Origin of the sequence: Streptomyces syringium (genome assembly GCF_017876625.1) — a bacterium.
Lineage (GTDB): Bacteria > Actinomycetota > Actinomycetes > Streptomycetales > Streptomycetaceae > Streptomyces > Streptomyces syringius.
Genome location: NZ_JAGIOH010000001.1, coordinates 251,251 through 272,681, shown reverse-complemented (window position 1 = coordinate 272,681; position 21,431 = coordinate 251,251). Strand labels below are relative to the sequence as shown.

Genomic DNA, 21,431 nt, shown 5'->3' with positions numbered 1-21,431 from the left:
TGGTTCCTTTGGTGGGTTGGTTTGCTGTGCTGGGCATGACGGGGCTTGCCGAGCGGTTGGTGCCGGATGAGTTGTGGGAGTTGTTCCGGCGTGCGGGGCCCGAGACGGTGGTGGTAAGCCCGCAGGGTGGCGGCCGGCGGCCGGCGGCGGGCGGGGGACCATGAGTGTCTGGCCGCGATCGTGTTCGTCACCACCGGCTGCACGTGGCGACAGTTGCCGCCGTTGTTCGGGCCGGCCTGGCTGACGGTCTACCGGCGCTGCGCCCGCGGGAGCAATGAGCGGGTCTGGGCCCGGCTCCACTGCGTCATCCTGGACGAACTTAGGCGTACAGGGCGAGCAGGACTGGTCTCGTTGCGCCATCGACTCTGTGAGCGTCCGCGCTCTCAAAGGGGGCTGTTGATCGGTCGAATCCGACCGATCGCGGCAAAAAAGGATCGAAGATCTATCTCGTCAGCGACCGATCCGGCCTGCCGGTCGCCATTGACGCGGCCAACACCCACCACAGCCTCGCACTCCAGCCCCTTGTGGTGTCGATACCTCCGGTTCGCAGCAGCCGCGGCCCCCGCCGCAAACGGCCAGACAAGCTCCATGGCGACAACGGCTACGACTCTCCTCACCTGCGACGATGGCTCCGCTCTCCCAGATCACCCCGCGGATCGCCCGTCCTGGCTCACTAGCTGCCGCAGGCTCCACCGCCGCTACGAACGCAAGCCAGAACACTTCCTCGCCACCAGCCTCATCAACCAAGTAAAACAACGTCTAGGAGACCGCCATGAGTAAGCTCACCCTGTACACGCCCGCGCCGTTCCGTATCCGGACCATCGACACCAGCACGCGAACTGTGAGCGATCCCGTGAGCAGCCTGGAGGGCGGACTGCCCCCCTACCAGGCCGGAATTCTCCTGCAGGATGCCTCCCGGTCGCTGGTCTACCGCGTTAGCGCGAGCCCCTCCGAGAGCGTCGATGAGTTCGATGTCAGTAATCCCAAGAGCCCGACCGTAGCTCACCTGCAGGCCGGTAAAGGGGCGAAACTGCGGTGCGCGGCCCTTGCCGGCGGCTTCGGCCAGCCAGCCCATGTCGACCAGCGTCTGTACTGTGGCGGCAGCGACGGCTTTATCTACACCTTTCCGCTGGACTCCAGCGGCAAGACCCGCAAGACAAACTCCGCCCCCGCTCCCTACGAAGTCGTCGAAGCCCACGGCAGGCCGATCATGGACCTCGCCATCACCTCCGACGGCACCCACGCCTTCGCCCTCATCCAAAGCGCCGACGGCAAAGCCGCTGCCGTTACCAAAGACCTCAAACCCATGCCCCACCCGCCAGGAGTGCACTACCTCGCCGACCGCCCCCAATGGAACACAATCCCATATCCCGAAAAAATTACCCTCACCCCCGACGAACGCCACCTCATCGTCACTGCTTTCGGTGAAAAGAAATGCACCGTCATCGACACCACGACAACCAAATCTTATGAACGTTCACTCGCCGCCGATGCGGGATGTCTAGTACACATCAACAACACTACCGCCTATTTTCTATGCGTAAATAAATTCCATAGCGTCGATCTCGCAAGCGACGAAACGAAAACGGGACCAAAAGCGAATGGATTTGGCATGGGATTCTTCGTCGCCACCGGGGCGGGACGCGTACTGTTCACCGGACCCAACAGCAAGTCGATGTCGTGCAGCCTCTGCGATTATGACGGAAACGGGGAAGCCTATATTTTTTCAGAACACTCGAAAGACCTATCGCTGGAGGTACACAAAGACATGGCCGTGGGATTCGGCGTGATCGCCGAAGGCGGCTGAGGCACCGACAGAGCCCGACGCCGCCCGGGCGCCCCGTCACCCCGCGCGCCAACAGAGTGAACAGACCGGCGCCACCGACTGGGACACCTTCCAGCTCAAGACCAGCTAAGAGCTCGTAACACGATCTTGTTGAGTTGCCCTGGTCGGGCGTGACCAGTCTGGCGATTTGGCCGTTCGTGGTGGTGTGAGCACTCGGCCGTGGACCGTGGATGACGACTTGTGGACGCTGATCGAACCGCTGCTGCCGCCCTGGCCCGAGCGGTCGCCGGGACCACGGCCAGTGGCAGACCGGCTCTGCCTGCAGGGCATCCTCTACGTCCTCTACGACGACATAGCCTGGCAGCTCCTGCCGCTGGAGCTGGGGTTCGGCTCCGGGCAGACCTGCTGGCGCCGCCTGGAACGGTGGCAGCAGGCCGGCGTCTTCGACCAGCTCCACCGGATTCTGCTGGCCGAGCTGAACGCGGCCGGCCAACTCGACTGGTCCAGGGCCTGCGTGGACGGCTCTCACATCCGCGCGAAAAAGGGGGTGCCGACACCGGTCCGTCGCCGGTCGACCGGCGCAAGACGGGCAGCAAACACCACCTGATCTGCGACGGACGCGGCACCCCACTCAAGGTGATCACGACCGCGGCCAACGTCAACGACGTCACCCAGACCCTCACCCTTGTCGACGGCATCCCGCCGATCGCGGGCCGCCCCGGCCGCCCGCGCCGACGCCCCGACGTCCTGCTCGGAGACAAGGGCTACGACTCCAACCCGAACCGCGACGAACTCCGCAAGCGCCGGATCCTGCCCGTCATCTCCCGCAAAGGAGCCCCGAACATCAAGGGCATCGGCCAGCTCCGCTACGTCGTGGAGCAGACCTTCGCCCTCCTCCACCACTTCAAACGCCTCGCCGTCCGCTGGGAACGACGAACCGAACTCCACGACGCCTTCATCTCCCTGGCCTGCAGCCTTATCTGCTGGCGACGCCTCAAGAAACGCAAACCATGATCGCGTTACGAGCTCTAAGGAAGAACCGCCATGAGTAAGCTCACCCTGTACACGCCCGCGCCGTTCCGTATCCGGACCATCGACACCAGCACGCGAACTGTGAGCGATCCCGTGAGCAGCCTGGAGGGCGGACTGGCCCCCAACCAGGCCGGAATTCTCCTGGTGGATACCCCCCGGTCGCTGGTCTACCGCGCTGGTGGGAGCGGCTCCGAGAGCGTCGATGAGTTCGATGTCAGTAATCCCAAGAGCCCGACCGTAGCTCACCTGCAGGCCGGTAAAGGGGCGAAACTGTGGTGCGCGGCCCTTGCCGGCGGCTTCGGCCAGCCAGCCCATGTCGACCAGCGTCTGTACTGTGGCGGCAGCGACGGCTTTATCTACACCTTTCCGCTGGACTCCAGCGGCAAGACCCGCAAGACAAACTCCGCCCCCGCTCCCTACGAAGTCGTCGAAGCCCACGGCAGGCCGATCATGGACCTCGCCATCACCTCCGACGGCACCCACGCCTTCGCCCTCATCCAAAGCAACGACGGCAAAGCCGCTGCCGTTACCAAAGACCTCAAACCCATGCCCCACCCGCCAGGAGTGCACTACCTCGCCGACCGCCCCCAATGGAACACAATCCCGAGCCCCGAAAAAATTACCCTCACCCCCGACGAACGCCACCTCATCGTCACCTCCTTCAGTCAAAATAAATGCACCGTCATCGACACCACGACAAACAAATCCTATGAACGCTCACTCGCCGAAAGTGCGGGATGGCCAGTACGCGTCAGCAACACAACCGCCTATTTTCTTTACGCGGGTCAATTCCATAGCGTCGAGCTCGCTAGCGAGGAAAAGAAAATGGGGCCTAAATCGGGATCTGGAATGGTATTCTTCTTCGCCATTGGGGCGGGGCGCGTACTATTCACCAGGTATGACAGCAAGTCGATGTGGTGTAACCTCTGCGATTACGACGGAAACAGGGAAAGCCATATTTCCTCAGAACACTCGAAAAACCTACCCCTGGAGGCACACAAAGACATGGCCGTGGGAATCGGCGCGATTGTCGAAGGCGGCTGAGATATCGACAGAGCCAACGGCGCTGGCCCCACGCCGACCAGGACGGACAGGCCGGTGCCACCGACTGGGACACCTGCGCGCGAGATCGTGACGGGCTATCGGCCTCAGGTGTAGGGCCATGGGGCAGTGAACCTCTTTCATCCCCTGTCCGAGGGGTGAATGTGCAGGTCAGCGAGGGTGTGTGGCATGGCGAAGCCCCCGTCGTGGGTGTGGTGATTCCACTCATCACACCGATGCCGGGGGCTTCGTTGGTTCCGTGTCCTGCCATGCTCGATGTCCCGCACGAGCTCATCGAGCATGTCGCATGGCTGCTGCATGCCCGCAGAACCGAGATCGACTTTCCCTGGTGCAGGCTGGGTTGTTTCAAGCAAGCCCTCCTCGCGCTCGCTCATCTACGGAAGAACGAGACGTTCGCCCAGCTCGGGGCAGGTTTCGGTGTGTCCGAAGCCACCGCGTGGAGGTACGTCGACGAAACCCTCGAGGTCCTGGCCGCCTGGGCTTGAGAGCGGACAGCGCAAGATCCTTGTAGGCGGACGGGACGGCCCCCGCTGGGCGGACAGCTGATCTCCCTCTCCGTGGACCCATTCGTGTCGGTTCCGAACAGACGATCCCTCCGGGGGTTGGCTCAGTGCTGCCTGGCATTGAGACCGACCACCCGGAGGGACGTTGAAGAAGTCTGACAGGGAGATCATGGAAATCTTCGAGGCCCTGGACGCCACTGAATGTGCGCATTCCGCGGCTGCGCTGGCGGGGGTCGATCCCAAGACCGTGCGACGTTACGCACGGATGAGGGACACCGGTCGGCCAACCGGTCTCGTCCGCCGGCCGAAGATGATCGACCCGTTCATGCCGAAGATCGAGGAGTGGGTCGACCGATCGCAGGGCAGGGTGCGGGCCGACAAGCTCCACGACCGCCTGGTCCTGCTGGGGTTCACCGGTGATGAGCGCACGACCCGGCGGGCGGTGGCGAAGGCGAAGGAAGCCTGGCGGGCCGGGAACCAGCGGACCTATCGGCCCTGGATCACCGAGCCGGGGCTGTGGTTGCAGTTCGACTGGGGCTGGGGGCCGAAGGTCCCGGGCCCGGGCGGCGGTGAGCCCCGCGTGACGCTGTTGTTCTGCGCGTGGCTGGCCTGGTCGCGGTTCCGGGTGGTGATCCCGACCTGGGACCGGACTCTGCCGACGCTGGTGACCTGCATCGACTCGACCTTGCGGGCGATCGGCGGGGCGCCGACCTATGCGCTGACCGACAACGAGAAGACGGTCACGATCGACCGGGTCGCCGGCATCGCGGTCCGTCATCCCCAAGTCGTCGCGACGGGGCGGCATTACGGGATGCAGGTTCACACGTGTGTCCCCTTCGATCCCGAGTCCAAAGGCGGGTCGGAGGCGACGGTCCGCATCGCGAAGGCGGATCTGGTGCCCACGACGGCGAATCTCCGCAAGGAGTACGACTCGTTCGCCGAGCTCCGCGGCGAGTGCGCGATCTTCTGCCAGACGGTGAACAACCGGACCCACCGCGAGACGGGCAAGGCTCCGTCCTCGATGCTCGACGTCGAGCGGACCAGGCTGCATCCGCTGCCGCCGGCGCCTCACACGCTCGCGCTGGGCGAGTCGAGACAGGTGCTGCGGGACCAGACCGTCCGTTTCGGGTCCGTGCGCTATTCGACGCCGTCCGGGCTGGTCGGCCAGGAAGCCTGGGTGAGGGTCGACGGCGACGAGCTGGTCGTCGTGGCCGACCTGTCGAAGCTGGCTCACCGGCCGGAATGGATGCAGGGCCCGGCCGGCCTGGCGGAAGTCGCCCGGCACGAGATCGCTCTGCCCGGCCGTCCGGTCATCCTCGCCGAGCACTATCCCAACCACCCGCAGGAGATGGACGGTTCACCGAAGCCGCCGCGGCCCCGGCCCGTCGATGCCGCCGAGGAAGCCTTCCTCGCGCTCGGTCCCGGGGCGAAGTCCTGGCTGATCGAGGCCGCTGCGGCGGGGACCACCCGGATGCGGGTGAAGATGGCCGCCGCCGTCGAGCTCGCGGCCCTGGTCAGTGTCGCCGAGGTCGACATGTCGCTGGGGCTTGCCGCGACCGCGGGCCGATTCGCCGAGGACGACCTGCTCTCCATCGTCCAGCATCGCAAGTCCGGCGTCCGTCCCGCCGACCTCGTCGTCGCCGACGAGGCCCACTCCGTTCAGCCCGGCACTTCCGCCTGGGCTGACTTCGGCCGCAACGGCGGCCCGGCAGAAAGGAATCTTCCATGACCGGCATCGCGTTGCTGGACCCGGAAACCGACCAGCCCGTCCCGGCCCCGTCTCCGGTCCCCTCCTCACCGGCCCCGCCGCCGATCCCGGCCGATCTGGAATCCGTCCTGAAGCGGATGCGGTTCCCCTACTTGCGCAAGGCGGCCCCGGACGTGCTGGCCACCGCCCGGTCGCAACGCTGGGACCCGGCCGAAGTGCTGCGGATCCTGCTGGAAGAGGAGATCAAGGGCCGGGAGGCGGCGACCCGCCGCAGCCACCGCAAGCAGGCGAACCTGCCCACCGGCAAGACGTTCAGCTCCTGGCGGGAGGAGGACTCCTCCATCCCCGCTCCGACCCAGCAGGCCCTGATGACGCTGGAATGGGTCGGCCGGTCGGAGAACCTCGCCATCGCCGGCCCGTCGGGCACCGGCAAGAGCCACTTCGCCGAGGCCCTGGCCCACAAGGCCATCGACCGGGGCATGCAAGTCGCCTGGTTCAGCCTCGAATCGCTGACCGCCCACGTCGGCCGGGCCACCGTCGACAACTCCGTCGCGAAGGCGATCGCGAAGATCACCCGGGCCAACCTCATCATCCTGGACGACATCGGGATGCTGCCGTCCGGCCAGGCCGCCGCCGAGGCGTTCTACCGGGTGATCGATGCCGCCTACGAACGCAGGTCCGTGATCGTGACCTCGAACCTGCATCCGTCGGGATTCGACTCGATCATGCCCAAGACGCTCGCCACGGCAGCAGTCGACCGGCTGTTGCATCACGCGCACATCGTCCTGACCGAGGGCAGCAGCCTCCGGCTCACCCAGGCAACCACGGGCAAGGGCGTCAAGCCACTGCACTGAGCCAGTCGAGGGACGAAAAGTCACACCGCACAAGGAGATGAACTGTCCGCCCACAAAGAGGTGCAATGTCCGCTCACCCGGATGACCGCGTGTCCGTGGACACCAAGGAGCCGGCGCCACCGTCCGCACCCCCTACCACCACCGCATCCAACCGCCGCACTACCAGCGATTCAACCGCGTACATGCCCGGCTTCGCACTCCGGGAGAACGCGCCTTCGCCCGCCTCAAGTCCTGCCGCGTCCTTCGCCGGACCAGATGCCCCACCAACCGCGTCGGACGGATCGTCACGGCCGTCCACACCCTCCTCACCTGCAGCTATCCAGAATGAAAAAGGTTCATTCACGCAGACCCATCCGTACGGAGACTCCCTATGCAGCCCCACCTGCGGATAACGGCTCAAGAGGCGGCTCCGGACCGCGGGGCGGTGGCCACGATTCAGCTTGCCCGGCGTCGCACACAGCGCAAGCCACCTGCCCGGTTCCGTGCGTTGGGGCCGCAGCACCGCACGGCGCGGTTCCTGGGCTCACGGGATCGGCCGCCTCGCCAGGTGCGGGATCTGGCGGTACTGCCGCTGGCCGCGGACGTGGGCCGGGACATCGACCAGGCGCTGTACTTGGCGAGCTCACATCCCCACGGTCCGCTCGCCACGGCTGCCCGTACCCGGTTGGCGTTGCATATCACCGCTCTGGCTGGCCCCTCGCAGGCGTTCGCCAGGCACCTGCCCGAAGGCGGGCGCGCCCGGGATGCCGCTCTGGACACCGTGCGCCACGCCCGGGACCTGGCGGCCCTTTCCGATGGGGGAGACCCGGCCACGGTGCTGCGGCTTCTGGCCCACAGTGCCGGGCGCCTGTGGGCCTACGCCATCGGGAGCCCACACGAAAACTGGTGGAGCACCTGCCGTTGAGAGCTGTGGCGTTCCCACCGTCGCCCCACACCATCGCCAAGCGGGGCCCGCTAGCCTCCAGCCGATACCGCCGCCGGTTTCCTCGGGATCCTGGTCGCCAGCACGTCCGAGGCCGTCGTCAACGGGGCACCCACACCAGCACCGGCACGGTCACCCCCCTGCCGCACGACTGCGCCCCTGCGTAGCGGGAGAACCCGTGCGGGGAACTCGGGGCAGCGCCTCGCTCACGCGCGACAGGAAGCGGTGGCCTGCACCCGCGTCAGACTCCGGCGTTGCTTGCGCAGGCAACGCCACGACCAGCTCGATCATGTGCGGCAGCAGCGTCAGCTTCTGCCGCAAGGCCAGGGCACCGTCGGCCGTCGCCTCGACTGCTGAGGCATAGTCCCACCGTCAGCGCTCCCCGTCGCCGCCGGCTCCCGCCGCCCAGGAACATACGTGTCGGGCCAGAAGAGGAGTAGGAGACCAAGGAGATCCAGTCGATGCGCAAGCTGACCCCCTGTGAGGCGGGCGGTCCTGGACGAGAACGGCACCGGTACCGTCAGACAGCATGTACCGCCGGAACGCTGTCTCCTTGGCAAGCTGCCCCCCGCCGCCCGCGATCACGGCCACCTGATCCGCATACCGAGAGGACTTCAACACGCGGGACATGAACTCGCCGACCGTGACCACCGCCGTTCCCTTCCCCCCGACCGGACGTTGATATACGCGCTCTTGAGTGCCATCATCCCAACCGTACACACGCCAGCCGCAGAGACGATCTCACAAAGCCGGGACTGCAGTTCAGCATGGACCATGCTGGCCAGCCCCGGCATGACGAGATCCGGGATCTGGGTGCCGGTGGCGAGAAACACCACCTCGTCGGGGGCCAGCCCAGCCCTGTCAAAGCATTCCGTACGGCCGAGGCAGTGATCCCGCCAGGCTAACCTGGCTCTCCTGCTTCGTCTTGATGCCGTAATTCCGGTAGGTGATACCGCGGTCGTAGAGGGGCGACTTCCGTAGAACCGCATTCGGCTCACCAGCGATGCCCCTGTAGGCATCGATCGCGTCGTTGGAAATCGGCGGTCCGGGAAGCAACGTTCCGGTAGCGCTGATGTATGCCTTATGCATGGATACGTCTCACCTCTCGAGGCAGGGAACGGCCCCCGCAGTGGGCGAGCGTCGAGTGACGGGACGCAAGGGGGTGCCGCCGCCGCAGAGGGCGAAGGCCAGAGCAGACGCGTCCGACCAAGGCAGACTCTTGGACCCGCGGGTGGCCTGCTGTGGATCTCGCCCGCGCTGCTGGGCCGCACCCATGACCTGACCGCGGCCCGCACCGGGATCTGCGAACGCCAGGGCGCTCCCGTCCTCGCCGACCGTGCCTACAGCGGCGCCGGCTCATGAGCGACCACACCGGCTCAGACGGCTTCCCGGCCGGGCCTCGCCACGAGCCCGGCAGACGATCAACCGGGCCCTGTCGGCGAGGAAGAGCGCCAGCCGAACGAAGCATCGCGCGACTGAATTCCTGGCGGATCTTCCGCCGGGCCCGGTGCAGTCCCCATGGCAGGAACACCATCGCCGCTGCGGTCCTCATCCTGGTGACAAGCCTACTGCTCTCGCTCCCAGTACCGCCCGGCGCCAGCACCTCGTTGCGTCAGGCCCCGGCGGCCGCCCAGCGGGCAGCACCTGGTCACAACTATGCCTGTCTCCAGAACCACGGGCGCCAGCGCTTACGCGACTCCACTCCTCTCCTCTCCTCGCGAGGGACACGTCGCCTTGAGGTGTGGAGTCGTCCGCAAGCAGCCCGGGAATCAGACCTCGAGCAGCAGGTTTGTTCCAATAAGCAACCAGATCCTCTCGGCGGGGCCGAAATTCATCGCTGGCATATCAACTCGTTCCTTCCCATCATAGGTAAAGAGGACACATGACAAGTAATCCGTTCCCTCCTTGTACTGGGCGGTCAGGGTGAGCAGCACATGCTTATCCCCGGTCCCGACTACGCCAGCCAATCCAGGATTAACCTCAGACTTTGCCTCTCCGCTGGCGAGGTCAATTTTATGGAACTCGCCGAGGCTGTTAAAATAGGCGGTAGAGTCGTCAACGCGTACTGGCCTAGGTGCGAAAACGGGGTCGGTGGCGAGATGGCGTTGGTGGGATTCGGTTGTCTTCGTGTCGATGATGGTGCACATGTTTGAGTTGTTGGCAGTGACGATGAGGTAGCGTTCGTCGGGGGTGAGGCTGATACTGGTGGGGTTGGGGATGGTGTCCCATTGGGGGCGGTCGGCGTAGTAGTGACTTTGTGGGTTGTGGGGCATGGGTTTGAGGTCTTTGGTGACGGCGGCGGCTTTGCCGTCGTTGCTTTGGATGAGGGCGAAGGCGTGGGTGCCGTCGGAGGTGATGGCGAGATCGATGATGGGCCTGTTGTGGGCTTCCAGGACTTCGTAGGGTGCGGGGTCGGACGTTGTCTTGCGGGTCTTTCCGCTGGAGTCGAGGGGAAAGGTGTAGATGAACCCGTCACTGCCGCCGGCATACAGGCGCTGGTCGACGTGGGAGGGCTGTCCGAAGCCGCCGGCGAGAGCGGCGGACATCAGGTTCACCCCTTTGTTCGTCTTCAGCTGGGTGACGGTCGGGGCCTTGGGGTTGCTGACATCGATCTCGGTGACACTGGCGCCGCCATTGATGTGGTAGACCAAATCCCGTGGGGTATCCGCCACGAAGGTGAACGGCCATGTCTTGTCCTGGATGTCCATGTGTTCCTGGTTCAGGGGGGCTGTGCCGGTCGCGGTGTTTGTACTGGTGTCGATGGTCCAGATACGAAGCGGCGAGCTGGCGCACAGGATGTACTTTCTCATGACGGTTTCCTTCAGCTGATCTCACTGGGAAGGTGTCGCAGCGAACCTCTTCCACCCCGTGATTCAGCAGCCCCGTAGGTTTGCTGAATTGATGGGCCCTCAGGTGGCTCGCGGACTTTGGGGCCCTTTTTACCGTACTGGTCTTGTGGTGGGCGGGGAGGGCGCGCGAAGGGGGCGCTCGGAGTGAAGCCGGCTGACTGAACCTTTTCAGCGTCACCGCCGATGCGTGATGACCTTGGTGCCCGCAACGGACGGGGCTCCCTTGCCGTTGGGTGAGGTATTCGAAGCCTCAACCTGCCGGTCCAAGAGCCCCGTTGGTTCCCTGCCCTGCCGCACTCGTCCAGCCTCATGCGCTGGTCGAGTGGTAACCATGCTCATCGTTGCCCGTGAGGGTGACCGCCGCTGCAAGTTCCCGCCGCACGAGCGCGCCCTCGTCGCTCTCGCCCACCTGCGCAAGCACGACACTCTCGCGCAGATCGCCGCCGGGTTCGGCATATCCGTAGGCACCGCCCACGCCTACACCACCGCCGTCGTGCGGCTTCTCCCCGACCGGGCCTCGGGCCTGCTCAAGACCCTGCGCGAGCACGACCCGGCCTACGTGCTCCTGGACGGCACGCTCAGCATGTGCGACCTCCTGGGCGACGGACGCGCCGATCACTCCCGCAGGCACCGGCGCCACTGCGTGAACATGCAGGTCGCCACCGATCTCGCAGGCTGTGGATCTCGCCGGCCTTGCCGGGCCGTGCTCACGATCTGACCGCCACCTGCACCCACCGCATCATCCGAATCTGCGAACGCCAGGGTGTCCCGATCGTCGCCGACCGCGCCTACATCGGCGCCGGCTCCTGGGCACGACCGCCACCCGGCGCCCGCCCAACGGCGAACTGGCACCGACCGAACGGCCGTTGAACCCGGCACTCGCCCAAACCCGCGCTCCTGTCGAACGAGGCGTCGCCCGCCAGAGGTCCTGGTGGATCTTCCGCCGGAGCCGCTGCATCCCGCATCGCATGACGGACATCGCCGCCGCGGTCCTCACCCTGGAGAGACAACGTTGAAAAGGTCCGGTGGCCTTCCGGGTGTTTATTTCCCGAGCGGAAGGTTCGCTTCGGGGTATAGAGCCGTCCACTGGAAGGTCGGGGATCAAACCTCGAGCAGTAGATTTGTTTGAGTGAGGAAACAAATCCCATCCTCACTTGGGGGGCCCAAATGAATTTTCGGCATATCAACTCGCCCCTCTCCGTCGTAGCTGAAGAGGGTGCTTGACCACTCTTCGGCCCCTTGCTTGCTACCGAAGAGGAGTACACGCTTATCCCCGATTCCGGCATATCCAGTACATTCTTTGAAGCTGATTTCGGATTTATTCGTTGCCCCGCTTGCGAGGTCAACATTATGGAATGTTGCGCCGGTGAGGAAATATGCCCTAGTGTTGTCAACATGGACCGGATTGGCAACACCGTGGATGAGCGAGCGTTCATGAGATTCGGTTGTGGTTGTGTCGATGATGGTGCAAGTTGAGGTGAGTTGGCCGGTGACGATGAGGTAGCGCTCGTCGGGGCTGAGGCTGATGTGTTGGGGGTTGGGGATGGTGTCCCATTGGGGGCGGTCGGCGTAGTAGTGACTTTGTGGGTTGTGGGGCATGGGTTTGAGGTCTTTGGTGACGGCGGCGGCTTTGCCGTCGTTGCTTTGGATGAGGGCGAAGGCGTGGGTGCCGTCGGAGGTGATGGCGAGATCGATGATGGGCCTGTTGTGGGCTTCGAGGACTTCGTAGGGTGCGGGGTCGGACGTTGTTTTGCGGGTCTTTCCGCTGGAGTCCAGCGGAAAGGTGTAGATGAACCCGTCACTGCCCCCGGCATACAGGCGCTGGTCGACGTGGGAGGGCTGTCCGAAGCCGCCGGCGAGAGCTGCGCACATCAGGTTCACCCCTTTGTTCGTCTTCAGCTGGGTTACGGTCGGGGCCTTGGGGTTGCTGACATCGATCTCGGTGACACTGGCGCCGCCATTGATGTGGTAGACCAAATCCCGCGGCGTATCCGCCACGAAGGTGAACGGCCATGTCTTGAAATTAACGTCGCCGTGTTCCTGGTTCAGGGTGACTGGGCCGCTCGCGGTGTTTGTACTGGTGTCGATGGTCCAGATACGAAGCGGCGAGCTGGCGCACAGGATGTACTTGCTCATGACGGTTTCCTTCAGCTGATCTGAGTGGGAAGATGTCGCAGCGAACCTCTTCCACCCCGTGATCCAGCAGCCCCGTGGGTTTGCTGAATTGATGGGCCCTCAGGTGGCTCGCGGTTTCCGGGGGCCCTTTTACGGTACTGGTCTTGTGGTGGGTGGGGGAGGGCGCGTGAAAGGGGCGCTCGGAGTGAAGCCGGCTGATTATGGATCCTCAGCGATGCTGCTCCAGAGTGTGGACGGCCCTCACGATTGACGTGAGTCGGTTGGGGCTGATGCCCGCTTTGCTTGAGGTGTCTCCGGCTTCCGTGAGGCATTGTCGGCCAGGACCGGAATCCGCAGGCCTTCACATGCCATGACGATGTGGTGGGTGCGGGCCGCAGTAATGTCGACGGTCCTGCCGGGCAGCGCCGGAGTACGGGACTGTAAATCGTTCGGTGTAACTCCCGATCAAGGAAGATGCGCCGATGACGAGTGAGAACATGACCGAGGCCGAGACCGTCGAGCTGTCTGAGGCGAGGGTCTCGAAGGCGGTGGGCGACCGGCTGATCGACGAGCTGGTCTCCCGCGCTCAGGCGGAGGGCTTGCAGCTGACTGGCGAGGGCGGGGCTGCTGCAGCAGCTGACGAAGCGGCTGCTGGAGTCCGCCCTCGAGGGCGAGATCACCGACCACCTCGGCTATGACAAGCACGACCCGGCCGGGAAGAACGGCGGCAACTCGCGCCACGGAACCCGCGCGAAGACCGTGCTGACGGACGTCGGGCCGGTGGAGATTTCCGTGCCTCGCGACCGCGACGGATCCTTCGAGCCGAAGATCGTCAAGAAGCGGCAGAAGCGCCTGCCCGGAGTGGGCGAGATGGTCATCTCCCTGTCCGCGAAGGGCCTGACGACCGGTGAGGTCCAGGCCCACCTCACGGAGGTCTATGGCACCGAGGTCTCCCGCCAGACGATCTCAACGATCACCGACAAGGTCATGGACGGGATGGCCGAGTGGCAGAACCGGCCCCTGGACGTGGTCTATCCGGTGGTCTTCATCGACGCGATCCACGTGAAGATCCGCGACGGCGCCGTCGCCAACCGGCCGGTCTACGTGGCCCTGGCCGTCACCGTCGAGGGCCGGCGGGACATCCTGGGGCTGGGGGCCGGCAACGGCGGCGAGGGCGCCAAGCACTGGCTGCACATCCTCACCGAGATCAAGAACCGCGGCGTCAACGACGTGCTCATGCTCGTCTGCGACGGCCTCAAGGGCCTGCCGGACGCGGTCGAGACCGTCTGGCCCCGCACCATCGTGCAGACCTGCGTGGTCCACCTGCTGCGAAACTCCTTCCGCTATGCCGATCGCCAGGACTGGGACAAGATCGCGAAGGTCCTCAAGCCCGTCTACACGGCCCCGACGGAGGAGGCCGCACTCGAGCGGTTCGCGGAGTTCGCCGGTTCTTGGGGCAGGAAGTATCCGGCGATCGTGAGGCTCTGGGAGAACGCCTGGGAGGAGTTCACCCCGTTCCGTCGCTTCGACACCGAGATCCGCCGCATCGTCTGCACCACCAACGCGATCGAGTCCGTGAACGCCAGGATCCGCCGGGCGGTCACGGCCCGCGGGCATTTCCCGAACGAGACCGCGGCCCTGAAGTACATCTACATGGCAATCATGTCGCTCGACCCCACCGGCCGGGGGCAGGCCCGCTGGACCATGCGCTGGAAGACCGCCATGAACGCCTTCGACATTACCTTCGACGGTCGTCTCTCCGCCGCCCGTCAGTAAACCCAACCACCCCCCGATCCACCGCTCGATTGACAGACTCACGCCATTCTTGACCACGAGTGGACGAGCCGCAGCTCCTGCCACAAGGCGTAGCGCCCGGGGTTCCCGGGCGGGGGAGTGGAACAGGTGTGCGCTGTCGGCCATCTCCGTATCGGATCGTTCAGGCTGAGGTGGTCAGCTATCCGGGCCTCGGTGCGGAAGGACAGATTCACGGGTCGCGCCCAGCGCATCAACCGGAGAATGTGCAGGAACCGGCGTTCTACAGCGGTAAGTTGAGCGATCACGCAGACTTTCCGGCGCTTCCGCCGGATACTCGGGGCGACGCATCAGCCACCGCTGTCAGTTGGCGTGTTCCATAGGCCCGGGAGGTACTGCAGATGAACACTCCGGCTACGCCCCACAAGCCCACCTGCGCACGGCAGATCCGCGTGCGCGGGGAGGCCGCCGGCCAGCCACCGCAACAGATCGCGCCCCTCATCCACGAGCACTGCGGGGTGTCGAAGCTGCGCGCCCAGCGCCTCGCCCGCGGGAAGACCCTCGTTCAGGCCGGGACGGAGCTCCGGGACCTTGCGCAGCAGGGCGTCCAGGGCCCCCGCGTGGAAGGGGACCAGCTGGGCTCGTGGGAGACCGACACCCGGACACCCCGCCTGGCCACCGTCGATCTGTTATGCCGGTATGACGAGTGCACTGCCTTCGAGCTGGGACTCTCCGCATCACAGCCACCGGGCATCATCAAGCCCACGGCGGCCCCGCACCTTCCCGCCGTGCTCAGCCCGGCCGCCGGTCACCAGACACCGGCCTCACCCGGCGGGCACCTGACAGCTCCACGAGATCCATTGACCGAGCAAATCGAGGCCGCGCGCCGCTGCCTTGACCGGACCCTGGCCATGACGAGCGTGAGTACCGGCCAGCTCGACCTGCTCGACGAGCGCATCCTGTGGCTCCGCCGCGCATACCTCTACACCCCGCCCGCCCCGATGCTCCACATGCTTCTCCGCCAGCTGGACGAGATCAGGGAGCTGGCTGCCGAACGTCAGCCCGCCTCGGTACAGGTCCGCCTTTCCGAGATGACAGCCCTGCTGGCGACCCTTGTAGCCGACGCCCTCATGAAACTCGGCCACCTCGCCTCCTCGCGCGCCTGGTACGACACCGCACAGAACGCGGCCGATGACAGCGGCCACCCGGACTTGCGGGCCCGGGTCCGGGCCCAGCGGGCGATGCTCCCCTACTACTACGGGCCGCTGGCGGACGCCGTCGCCCTCGCCCGGGAAGCCCGCCTCCTCGCCCGCGGACGCCCCACGGCGACCGGAGCCTTCGCCGCCGCCGAAGCCCGCGCTCTCGCCCGCCAGGGCGACAACGCCGGCGCCGAGACCGCCATCCACTACGCACGCCAGATGTTCGAACAGAGCGAAGCCGGGCCCGAAGACGACGCCTTCGCCTTCCCCGCACGCCGCCTGCTGCTCTACCTCAGCGGCGCCTACACCGCCCTCGGGCGCAGCACCCAGGCCCGCCAGGTACAGGACGAGGCCTTGCCGCTGTACCCCGCCCGCACAGGCATCGACCCCGCACTCCTGCGCCTCGAGGCCGCGATCTGCCTGGCCAACGACCACAGCCCCACCGAGGCGTGCCAGCTCGCCGTCGCAACATACCTTCAGGTCCCCTCAGCGCACCGCACACCCATCCTCGAAGAACGCGCCCGGCACGTGATCGCAGTACTGCCCCCAGCGATACGAAACGGCCGGGCAGCGAAAGAGCTCACCGAGGTCCTGGCCCTGCCCGCCGGGCCCAGGTGACAGCCCGCAAGACCATAAGCGAGCCAAAGGCCCATGACAGCACCGGCGCCCGCCCCCGGCGGCTTCACCGAGACCGAGATGCAACACGTCCTGGACCGCGCCTGCGCGGCAGCCGGACTCCACAGCTCACCCGCACAATTGCTGCGCGGTCACACCACAACGCCGTCGTCCTGCTGGACCGTGCCCCGGTCGTCGTGAAGATCGCCCGGCGCGGGACACGCGTGAGCGACGTCGAACGCACCGTACGTTTTGTCCAGTGGCTGATGGAACAGGGCTTCCCGACCGTCCCACTCCACCCCGCCCCCCATCAGCCCGTCGTCATCGACGGCCACGCCGCCACCTAGTGGACCTACCTGCCGCAACCAGCCGGCCACCCCGTCACCGCCGCGCAGATCGCCAAGCCCCTCTACTCCCTCCACACCCTCTCCACCCCGCCCGTCCAGCTGCCCCGCCACGACAACGTGCGCGCTATCCGCGCCTCCCTCGCCGCTGCCACCGCACTCCCACAGCCGACGCTCCGCCTGCTCCACGACCGGCTCAACCGCCTGGAAGCCGACCTGGCCATCATCGACTTCGCCCTGCCCGAAGGGATCCTCCAGGGCGACCCCCAACACCGCAACGCCCTCCACAACGGCACCGAAGCCGTCCTGTGCGACTGGGACACCGTCTCCATCGGCCAGCCCGAATGGGACCTTGTCACCATCGAAATCCACTGCCGACGCTTCAGACACGGACAAGCCCACTACAACGACTTCGCCGCGACCTACGGCTTCGACGTGACCCAATGGCCCGGCTTCGCAACCCTCCGCGATCCGCGCGAACTACGCATGATCACCACCAACGCCCGCAAGGCCCACCACACCCCCGGCAGCCTCGCAGAAGTCCAACGCCGCACCGACGGCCTCCTCCACGAGGACACCGCACTGCACTGGAACATCCTGTGACCGGCCCGCACATGCCCTGCTGCCCACTCGCTGGCGGTCAGATCAATGGCCGCTGGTCCTGGACAGCGAGCGCGGTATTCCGGCCAATGCCGTCGTTCGCAGAACGGGCCACCGCCCGCTTCGGGATGACGAGTGCTTCGTACCCGCCTGGCACCAGGGAGGATCTGTGATGGGTGATCACCGCAAGCCGGAACCTGATCTCGGCAAGGGCGAACCGCCTCCGGACAACGGGGACGGACAGGTTCCCCCGCCTCCGCCGCCCACCGGGACCCGCAGGAAGTAGGAAAGACGTTGCCCCAGTTCAAGGAGGAGCGAGCCCGGCTGTCCGCGGCAATGGATGCCCGGGGAGCATGGCCAGCAGACTCTCCCTGGGTCCGGGAAGCTGCCGGTGCCCGCCCGCGTCACGACTTCGCACCGGAGAGGGTCTGGCACTGGAACAGCGACGCCTATGTGCCGGTGGACCGTGCCACCGCAGAAGGGCGCTGGGCGCAGGAGGTGTACGGCGGACCGGACGACCTCACCATCACCCAGGTCACCAACGGGCCGGCCACATCCAGCCTGTCCTGCGAAGCCGTCGTGGCGGACATGCTGGACTGCCTGATGCTGGAGCCGGGGCACCGCGTCCTCGAACTGGGGACGGGTCAGGGCCGCAACAGCGCACTGATGGCCTGGCGCACCGGCCCGGGGCTCATCACCAGCGTGGAGAAGGACGCCGGCCTGGCCGCCGCCGCACAGCGGTCGCTGGACGCCGTGCACGCCGGAGTGGCAGTACGGACCGGCGACGGCGTCACCGGCTGGCCCCACGGCACGCCCTACGATCGGGTGATCTCTACCTACGCCGTCGAGGACGTGCCCTGGTCGTGGATCGAGAAGACACGCCCGGGCGGCCGCATCGTCACCCCCTGGGGACGCCTCGGGCACGTGGCGCTCACCGTTGCCGAGGACGGCCGGACGGCGACCGGCTGGATGCAAGGACTGGCAGCCTTCATGCCCAGCCGCACTGCCACATCCCGCCGCGGCTGGGCACAGGTACGCGGCGATCAGGCGCCTGATGAGGAGCAGCCCTTCACCAGCGACCTCTCCCCGCTGCGCGAGCCCGACGTCCTCTTCGCCGTGCGCGTCGCCCTGCCCGACGTCGCGGTCATCACCCGCCCGGGCGAGAGCGGCATCGGGGTCGACACCTGGCTCCACGACGGGCGGACCTCATGGGCCTCGATCACCGCCCCCGGAGGGGGAATCCCGACCGCGTACCGGGGCGGGCCGCGACATCTCCTGGACGAGGTCCAGTCAGCCATCGCGTACTGGCGTGCCCAGGGAAAACCTTCCTTGTGGGACTTCGGCATGACGGTCTCGGCTCACCGGCAGTACACCTGGTGCAAGTCCCCCAGTAACGGGGCCTACGGGCCGCCCCCGGTTCGCGAACCAACCTGGGACACCACTGGCTCGGTGAACCCGCGGTGAACGGGGCTCGCTCGAAGCTGCGCGCAAACGCGGCCGCCTGCTGCGGCACTGGGCTGGCACGACGACGGTGACGGCGTGATTCGCCGCCACGCCGACCAGCGGGCAGAATCCAACCAGTCTGGGATCTTCCAAGTCGATGCCGCACCGACATACGCAATGACCACGGCGCTCAGGTCCGCGTCAATGTCGACTAGATAGTCACCTGGGGCGGGGGGTGCCCCTATGGGTTTGGTCAAGCTGATGGGGCGGGTTGGAGTGCGTAGAAGGTGCCGTCGCGGAGCATCGCGCAGAGCACGTCGGCTCGTCGTCTTGCGAGGCAGTGGAGTGCTTGGGTGTGGTGCTTGCCCTGGCTGATTTTCTTGTCGTAGTAGGCCCGGGAGGCGGGGTCGGCCAGGGCCGCGAACGCGGAGAGGAAGAAGGCCCGTTTGAGCTGCTTGTTTCCGCGCCGGGACGGTTGTTCGCCGCGGATCGACGAACCCGAGCTGCGGGTTGCCGGGGCGAGGCCGGCGTAGGCGGCGAGGTGGGCGGCGGAGGGGAACGAGCTGCCGTCGCCGACGTCGATGAGGATCCTGGCTCCGGTCCTGACGCCGATGCCCGGCATCGAGGTCAGGACCTTGGAAAGAGGGTGGGCGTCCAGCAGTTCCTCGATCCTCGTGGCAAGTAGTTTGCGCTGGTCAGGGACGGCGGTCAGCGACCCGGCCAGGCTGGGGACGATCAGTGCGGCCGCGTCCGTGCCGGGAACGACGACGGTCTGTTCGTCAAGGGCGGTGAAGATGTCCTCGACCAGTCGTTGGGCCATCCGCGGTGCCTTCGGCCGCAGCAGGGTCACGAGCCTTCGGCGTCCGGCCTTGCGGATTTGGGCCGGGGACCCGAACCGTTCCAGCAGCGTGAGCACGGCGGGGTGCTGGATGCGCGGACCGAGGATCCGTTCCAGGTGCGGGTGGATCTGGGTGAGCAGGCCGCGGAGCCGGTTGCTGACGCGGGTGGCTTCGCTGGCCAGGTCGTCGTCGAAGCCGACGATCATCTCCAGCTCGGCGACGGTCTCGTCTTCGAGGTCGACCGAGCGGAGCGTGTGCGGCATGACGCGGGCTGCATCCGCGATGACGAACGCGTCTCTCGCGTCGGTCTTGGCCTCGCCGGGATAGAGGTCGGCGATCCGCCGCATCGTCAGGCCCGGCAGATAGGCGACCGGGCAGCCCATGTCCCGGGCGACCGCCAGCGGCAGGGCCCCGATCGAGGCCGGCTGGTCGACTACCACGAGCACGGCCCCGTGCTTGGCCTGCAGCTTGCCGGACACCTCCCGGAGCTTGGGTTCGCTGTTGGGCAGCCGCTTGTCGAAGGCCTTCTTCCCGGCCGGGGTGACGGCGGTGGCGTGGTGTTCGCCCTTGCCGACGTCCAGGCCGAGCAAGGCGCCGATGTCGCTGACGTCGATCACGTGCGTCCTTCGGTAGTTCCCGCCCGGCCGTCCTATGTCACCGATCGCCACATCCACATTACGAAGAGCCTCCCGACCTGCGGACAAGCCGGTGGTCATGCCCCTAATCAGCGGTCTGTCGATGCCTCCGGAGCCGGTGACACCACCCCCCAGGCCATGTGTTCGACAGGGGGAGACAGTCATGCCAACTCCGGAGGCCAGGCGCCCCATTGCGGGGCCACCAAGAAGGTAATGGGGGGGCTGATCGTCACGCCCTACCGGGGCCTGGCCCTGCTCCGCCTGGTGGCCGCGGATGACGGCAGGACGGCGAGCGGGCCGGTCGTGGACGCCATGTCTTTCATGGTCCTGCGCGGTCAGCGGGAAGCGGACGCGGTGGACATGCGGCCCGTCATCAACTCCACCCTCGCCGAAGCCGAAAAGGTCCGCACCGACACCGACCTGACACCGCTGGAGAGCGATCACGGTGCGGAGTTCCTCTTTCATGTCCTCGTCCCCACAACGCGCATCAGCTTCGGCGAGAAGACATGGTGGTTCGAAGCCCAGGACGACTCCGCGTGGGCCGCGTGGAAACCCGGGAAAGGACAGGGACGCTAGTGGGGGCCGCGACGGCTCCTGGACGAAGCCCAGACCGCGATGGCTACCTGGCGGGGAGTAGGGGCGCTGGCCCTCACAGACCTCGGCGTGACCATCGGCCTGGGTACCGAAACCGTCTGGGCCGGGGATGGCAGCGGCCCGTCCTGGCCGGTCCCCTGAACTTCTCCCACCCTTCCGTCAGGCCGGAACGGCCCTGCGCAGTGGCACCTGCCAGGCCGAGCCGCCGGGATGCGGGTCTGCCGCCGTGGAGACGCTGCAAAAGCTCCTGGGCATGCAGGGGACTGGTAGGCGTCGAAGGGCCACCACCACCCACCGGTCCCCTGGGTGTAACCGGCAACTGACCTCGCATATTGAACCGAAACGATCTGGTGGCCTTGGTCGTTGGGGGTGTGTGAGCGAGCTGGGGGATGCGCGGCGCCTGGGGCCTGCCGCTCAGGAAGTGCTGCGGCTGCGGGTGGTGGCCGCGCTGGAGTCGGGGCGGGTGCGGGGTTACCGGCAGGCGGCTGAGGTGTTCGGTGTCGCGGAGCGGTCGGTGGGCAGCTGGTGGCGCAAGTACCAGGCCTGGGGCGGGCGGGGCTCGCGGCGCCGGTGAAGTCC

Annotated in this window: 14 protein-coding genes and 5 pseudogenes; 15 read left to right on the top strand and 4 right to left on the bottom strand. The window is 66.4% G+C overall.

Going from position 1 to position 21,431, the window contains the following annotated elements; translation table 11 throughout:
• The first annotated feature begins 35 nt into the window (after window positions 1-35).
• From JO379_RS01340 to JO379_RS01305, 8 genes and pseudogenes are all read left to right on the top strand, one after another.
• Window positions 36-780, top strand: a pseudogene (locus tag JO379_RS01340) (IS5 family transposase).
• Window positions 773-1,807: a hypothetical protein gene (locus JO379_RS01335; protein WP_209513367.1), complete on the top strand. Its 1,035-nt coding sequence runs from the start codon at window positions 773-775 to the stop codon at window positions 1,805-1,807. Before JO379_RS01340 ends, JO379_RS01335 begins: the two are co-directional and overlap by 8 nt.
• 205 nt (window positions 1,808-2,012) lie before the next feature.
• Window positions 2,013-2,800, top strand: a protein-coding gene (locus JO379_RS01330; RefSeq protein WP_372449043.1) for an IS5 family transposase whose coding sequence is annotated in 2 segments (ribosomal slippage) — window positions 2,013-2,325 and window positions 2,325-2,800 — 789 coding nt in all. Because the reading frame shifts where the segments join, the coding sequence is not laid out codon by codon here.
• 30 nt (window positions 2,801-2,830) lie between these two features.
• The gene (locus JO379_RS01325) at window positions 2,831-3,862 is read left to right on the top strand and encodes a hypothetical protein (RefSeq protein ID WP_209513365.1); all 1,032 of its coding nucleotides are present in this window, start codon (window positions 2,831-2,833) and stop codon (window positions 3,860-3,862) included.
• A 209-nt stretch (window positions 3,863-4,071) separates the two neighbouring features.
• Window positions 4,072-4,362: pseudogene (locus tag JO379_RS01320) on the top strand (helix-turn-helix domain-containing protein); the annotation flags it as partial.
• A gap of 190 nt (window positions 4,363-4,552) precedes the next feature.
• On the top strand, window positions 4,553-6,112 hold the full coding sequence (gene istA, locus JO379_RS01315; protein WP_209513316.1) for an IS21 family transposase: 1,560 nt from the start codon (window positions 4,553-4,555) through the stop codon (window positions 6,110-6,112).
• Window positions 6,109-6,945 carry an IS21-like element helper ATPase IstB gene (gene istB / locus JO379_RS01310; RefSeq protein WP_245381325.1) on the top strand — a complete coding sequence of 279 codons (837 nt, stop codon included), beginning with the start codon at window positions 6,109-6,111 and terminating at the stop codon, window positions 6,943-6,945. Before istA ends, istB begins: the two co-directional genes overlap by 4 nt.
• Window positions 6,946-7,039: 94 nt before the next feature.
• A pseudogene (locus JO379_RS01305) lies at window positions 7,040-7,273 on the top strand (transposase family protein); the annotation flags it as partial.
• A gap of 2,363 nt (window positions 7,274-9,636) precedes the next feature.
• Here the strand turns inward: JO379_RS01305 and JO379_RS01300 are convergent.
• Window positions 9,637-10,677 (bottom strand): hypothetical protein, encoded by a 1,041-nt coding sequence (locus tag JO379_RS01300; protein ID WP_209513364.1) that lies wholly within the window; start codon window positions 10,675-10,677, stop codon window positions 9,637-9,639.
• 314 nt (window positions 10,678-10,991) lie between these two features.
• Here JO379_RS01300 and JO379_RS01295 point away from each other — a divergent pair.
• Window positions 10,992-11,732: pseudogene (locus JO379_RS01295) on the top strand (transposase).
• Window positions 11,733-11,817: 85 nt separating this feature from the next.
• Here the strand turns inward: JO379_RS01295 and JO379_RS01290 are convergent.
• On the bottom strand, window positions 11,818-12,852 hold the full coding sequence (locus JO379_RS01290; protein ID WP_209513363.1) for a hypothetical protein: 1,035 nt from the start codon (window positions 12,850-12,852) through the stop codon (window positions 11,818-11,820).
• 461 nt (window positions 12,853-13,313) lie between these two features.
• Here JO379_RS01290 and JO379_RS01285 point away from each other — a divergent pair.
• Together JO379_RS01285 and JO379_RS01280 are read left to right on the top strand one after the other, a co-directional pair.
• A pseudogene (locus tag JO379_RS01285) lies at window positions 13,314-14,607 on the top strand (IS256 family transposase).
• A gap of 377 nt (window positions 14,608-14,984) precedes the next feature.
• Window positions 14,985-16,400, top strand: coding sequence for an NsdA family TPR-like regulatory protein (locus JO379_RS01280; protein ID WP_245381330.1), 1,416 nt, complete (start codon window positions 14,985-14,987; stop codon window positions 16,398-16,400).
• A 149-nt stretch (window positions 16,401-16,549) separates the two neighbouring features.
• Here the strand turns inward: JO379_RS01280 and JO379_RS33020 are convergent, their stop codons facing one another.
• Window positions 16,550-16,732, bottom strand: coding sequence for a hypothetical protein (locus JO379_RS33020; RefSeq protein WP_245381329.1), 183 nt, complete (start codon window positions 16,730-16,732; stop codon window positions 16,550-16,552).
• A 129-nt stretch (window positions 16,733-16,861) separates the two neighbouring features.
• Between JO379_RS33020 and JO379_RS33015 the strand changes: the two genes are divergently transcribed.
• Both JO379_RS33015 and JO379_RS01270 read left to right on the top strand, forming a co-directional pair.
• Window positions 16,862-17,344 (top strand): phosphotransferase family protein, encoded by a 483-nt coding sequence (locus JO379_RS33015; RefSeq protein ID WP_245381328.1) that lies wholly within the window; start codon window positions 16,862-16,864, stop codon window positions 17,342-17,344.
• Window positions 17,345-17,800: 456 nt separating this feature from the next.
• Entirely contained in the window at window positions 17,801-18,805 is a 1,005-nt protein-coding gene (locus JO379_RS01270; RefSeq protein WP_307841844.1) for a methyltransferase domain-containing protein, read from the top strand.
• A 232-nt stretch (window positions 18,806-19,037) separates the two neighbouring features.
• Here the strand turns inward: JO379_RS01270 and JO379_RS01265 are convergent, their stop codons facing one another.
• Window positions 19,038-20,240, bottom strand: a complete 1,203-nt coding sequence (locus JO379_RS01265; RefSeq protein WP_209513362.1) for an IS110 family RNA-guided transposase — start codon at window positions 20,238-20,240, stop codon at window positions 19,038-19,040.
• A gap of 231 nt (window positions 20,241-20,471) precedes the next feature.
• On the opposite strand from JO379_RS01265, the gene JO379_RS01260 reads away from it, so the two are divergent.
• Together JO379_RS01260 and JO379_RS01255 are read left to right on the top strand one after the other, a co-directional pair.
• Window positions 20,472-20,834 carry a hypothetical protein gene (locus tag JO379_RS01260; RefSeq protein ID WP_209513361.1) on the top strand — a complete coding sequence of 121 codons (363 nt, stop codon included), beginning with the start codon at window positions 20,472-20,474 and terminating at the stop codon, window positions 20,832-20,834.
• 391 nt (window positions 20,835-21,225) lie between these two features.
• Complete coding sequence (locus JO379_RS01255; RefSeq protein WP_209513360.1) at window positions 21,226-21,426, top strand: helix-turn-helix domain-containing protein; 201 nt, start codon at window positions 21,226-21,228, stop codon at window positions 21,424-21,426.
• Window positions 21,427-21,431 lie beyond the last annotated feature (5 nt).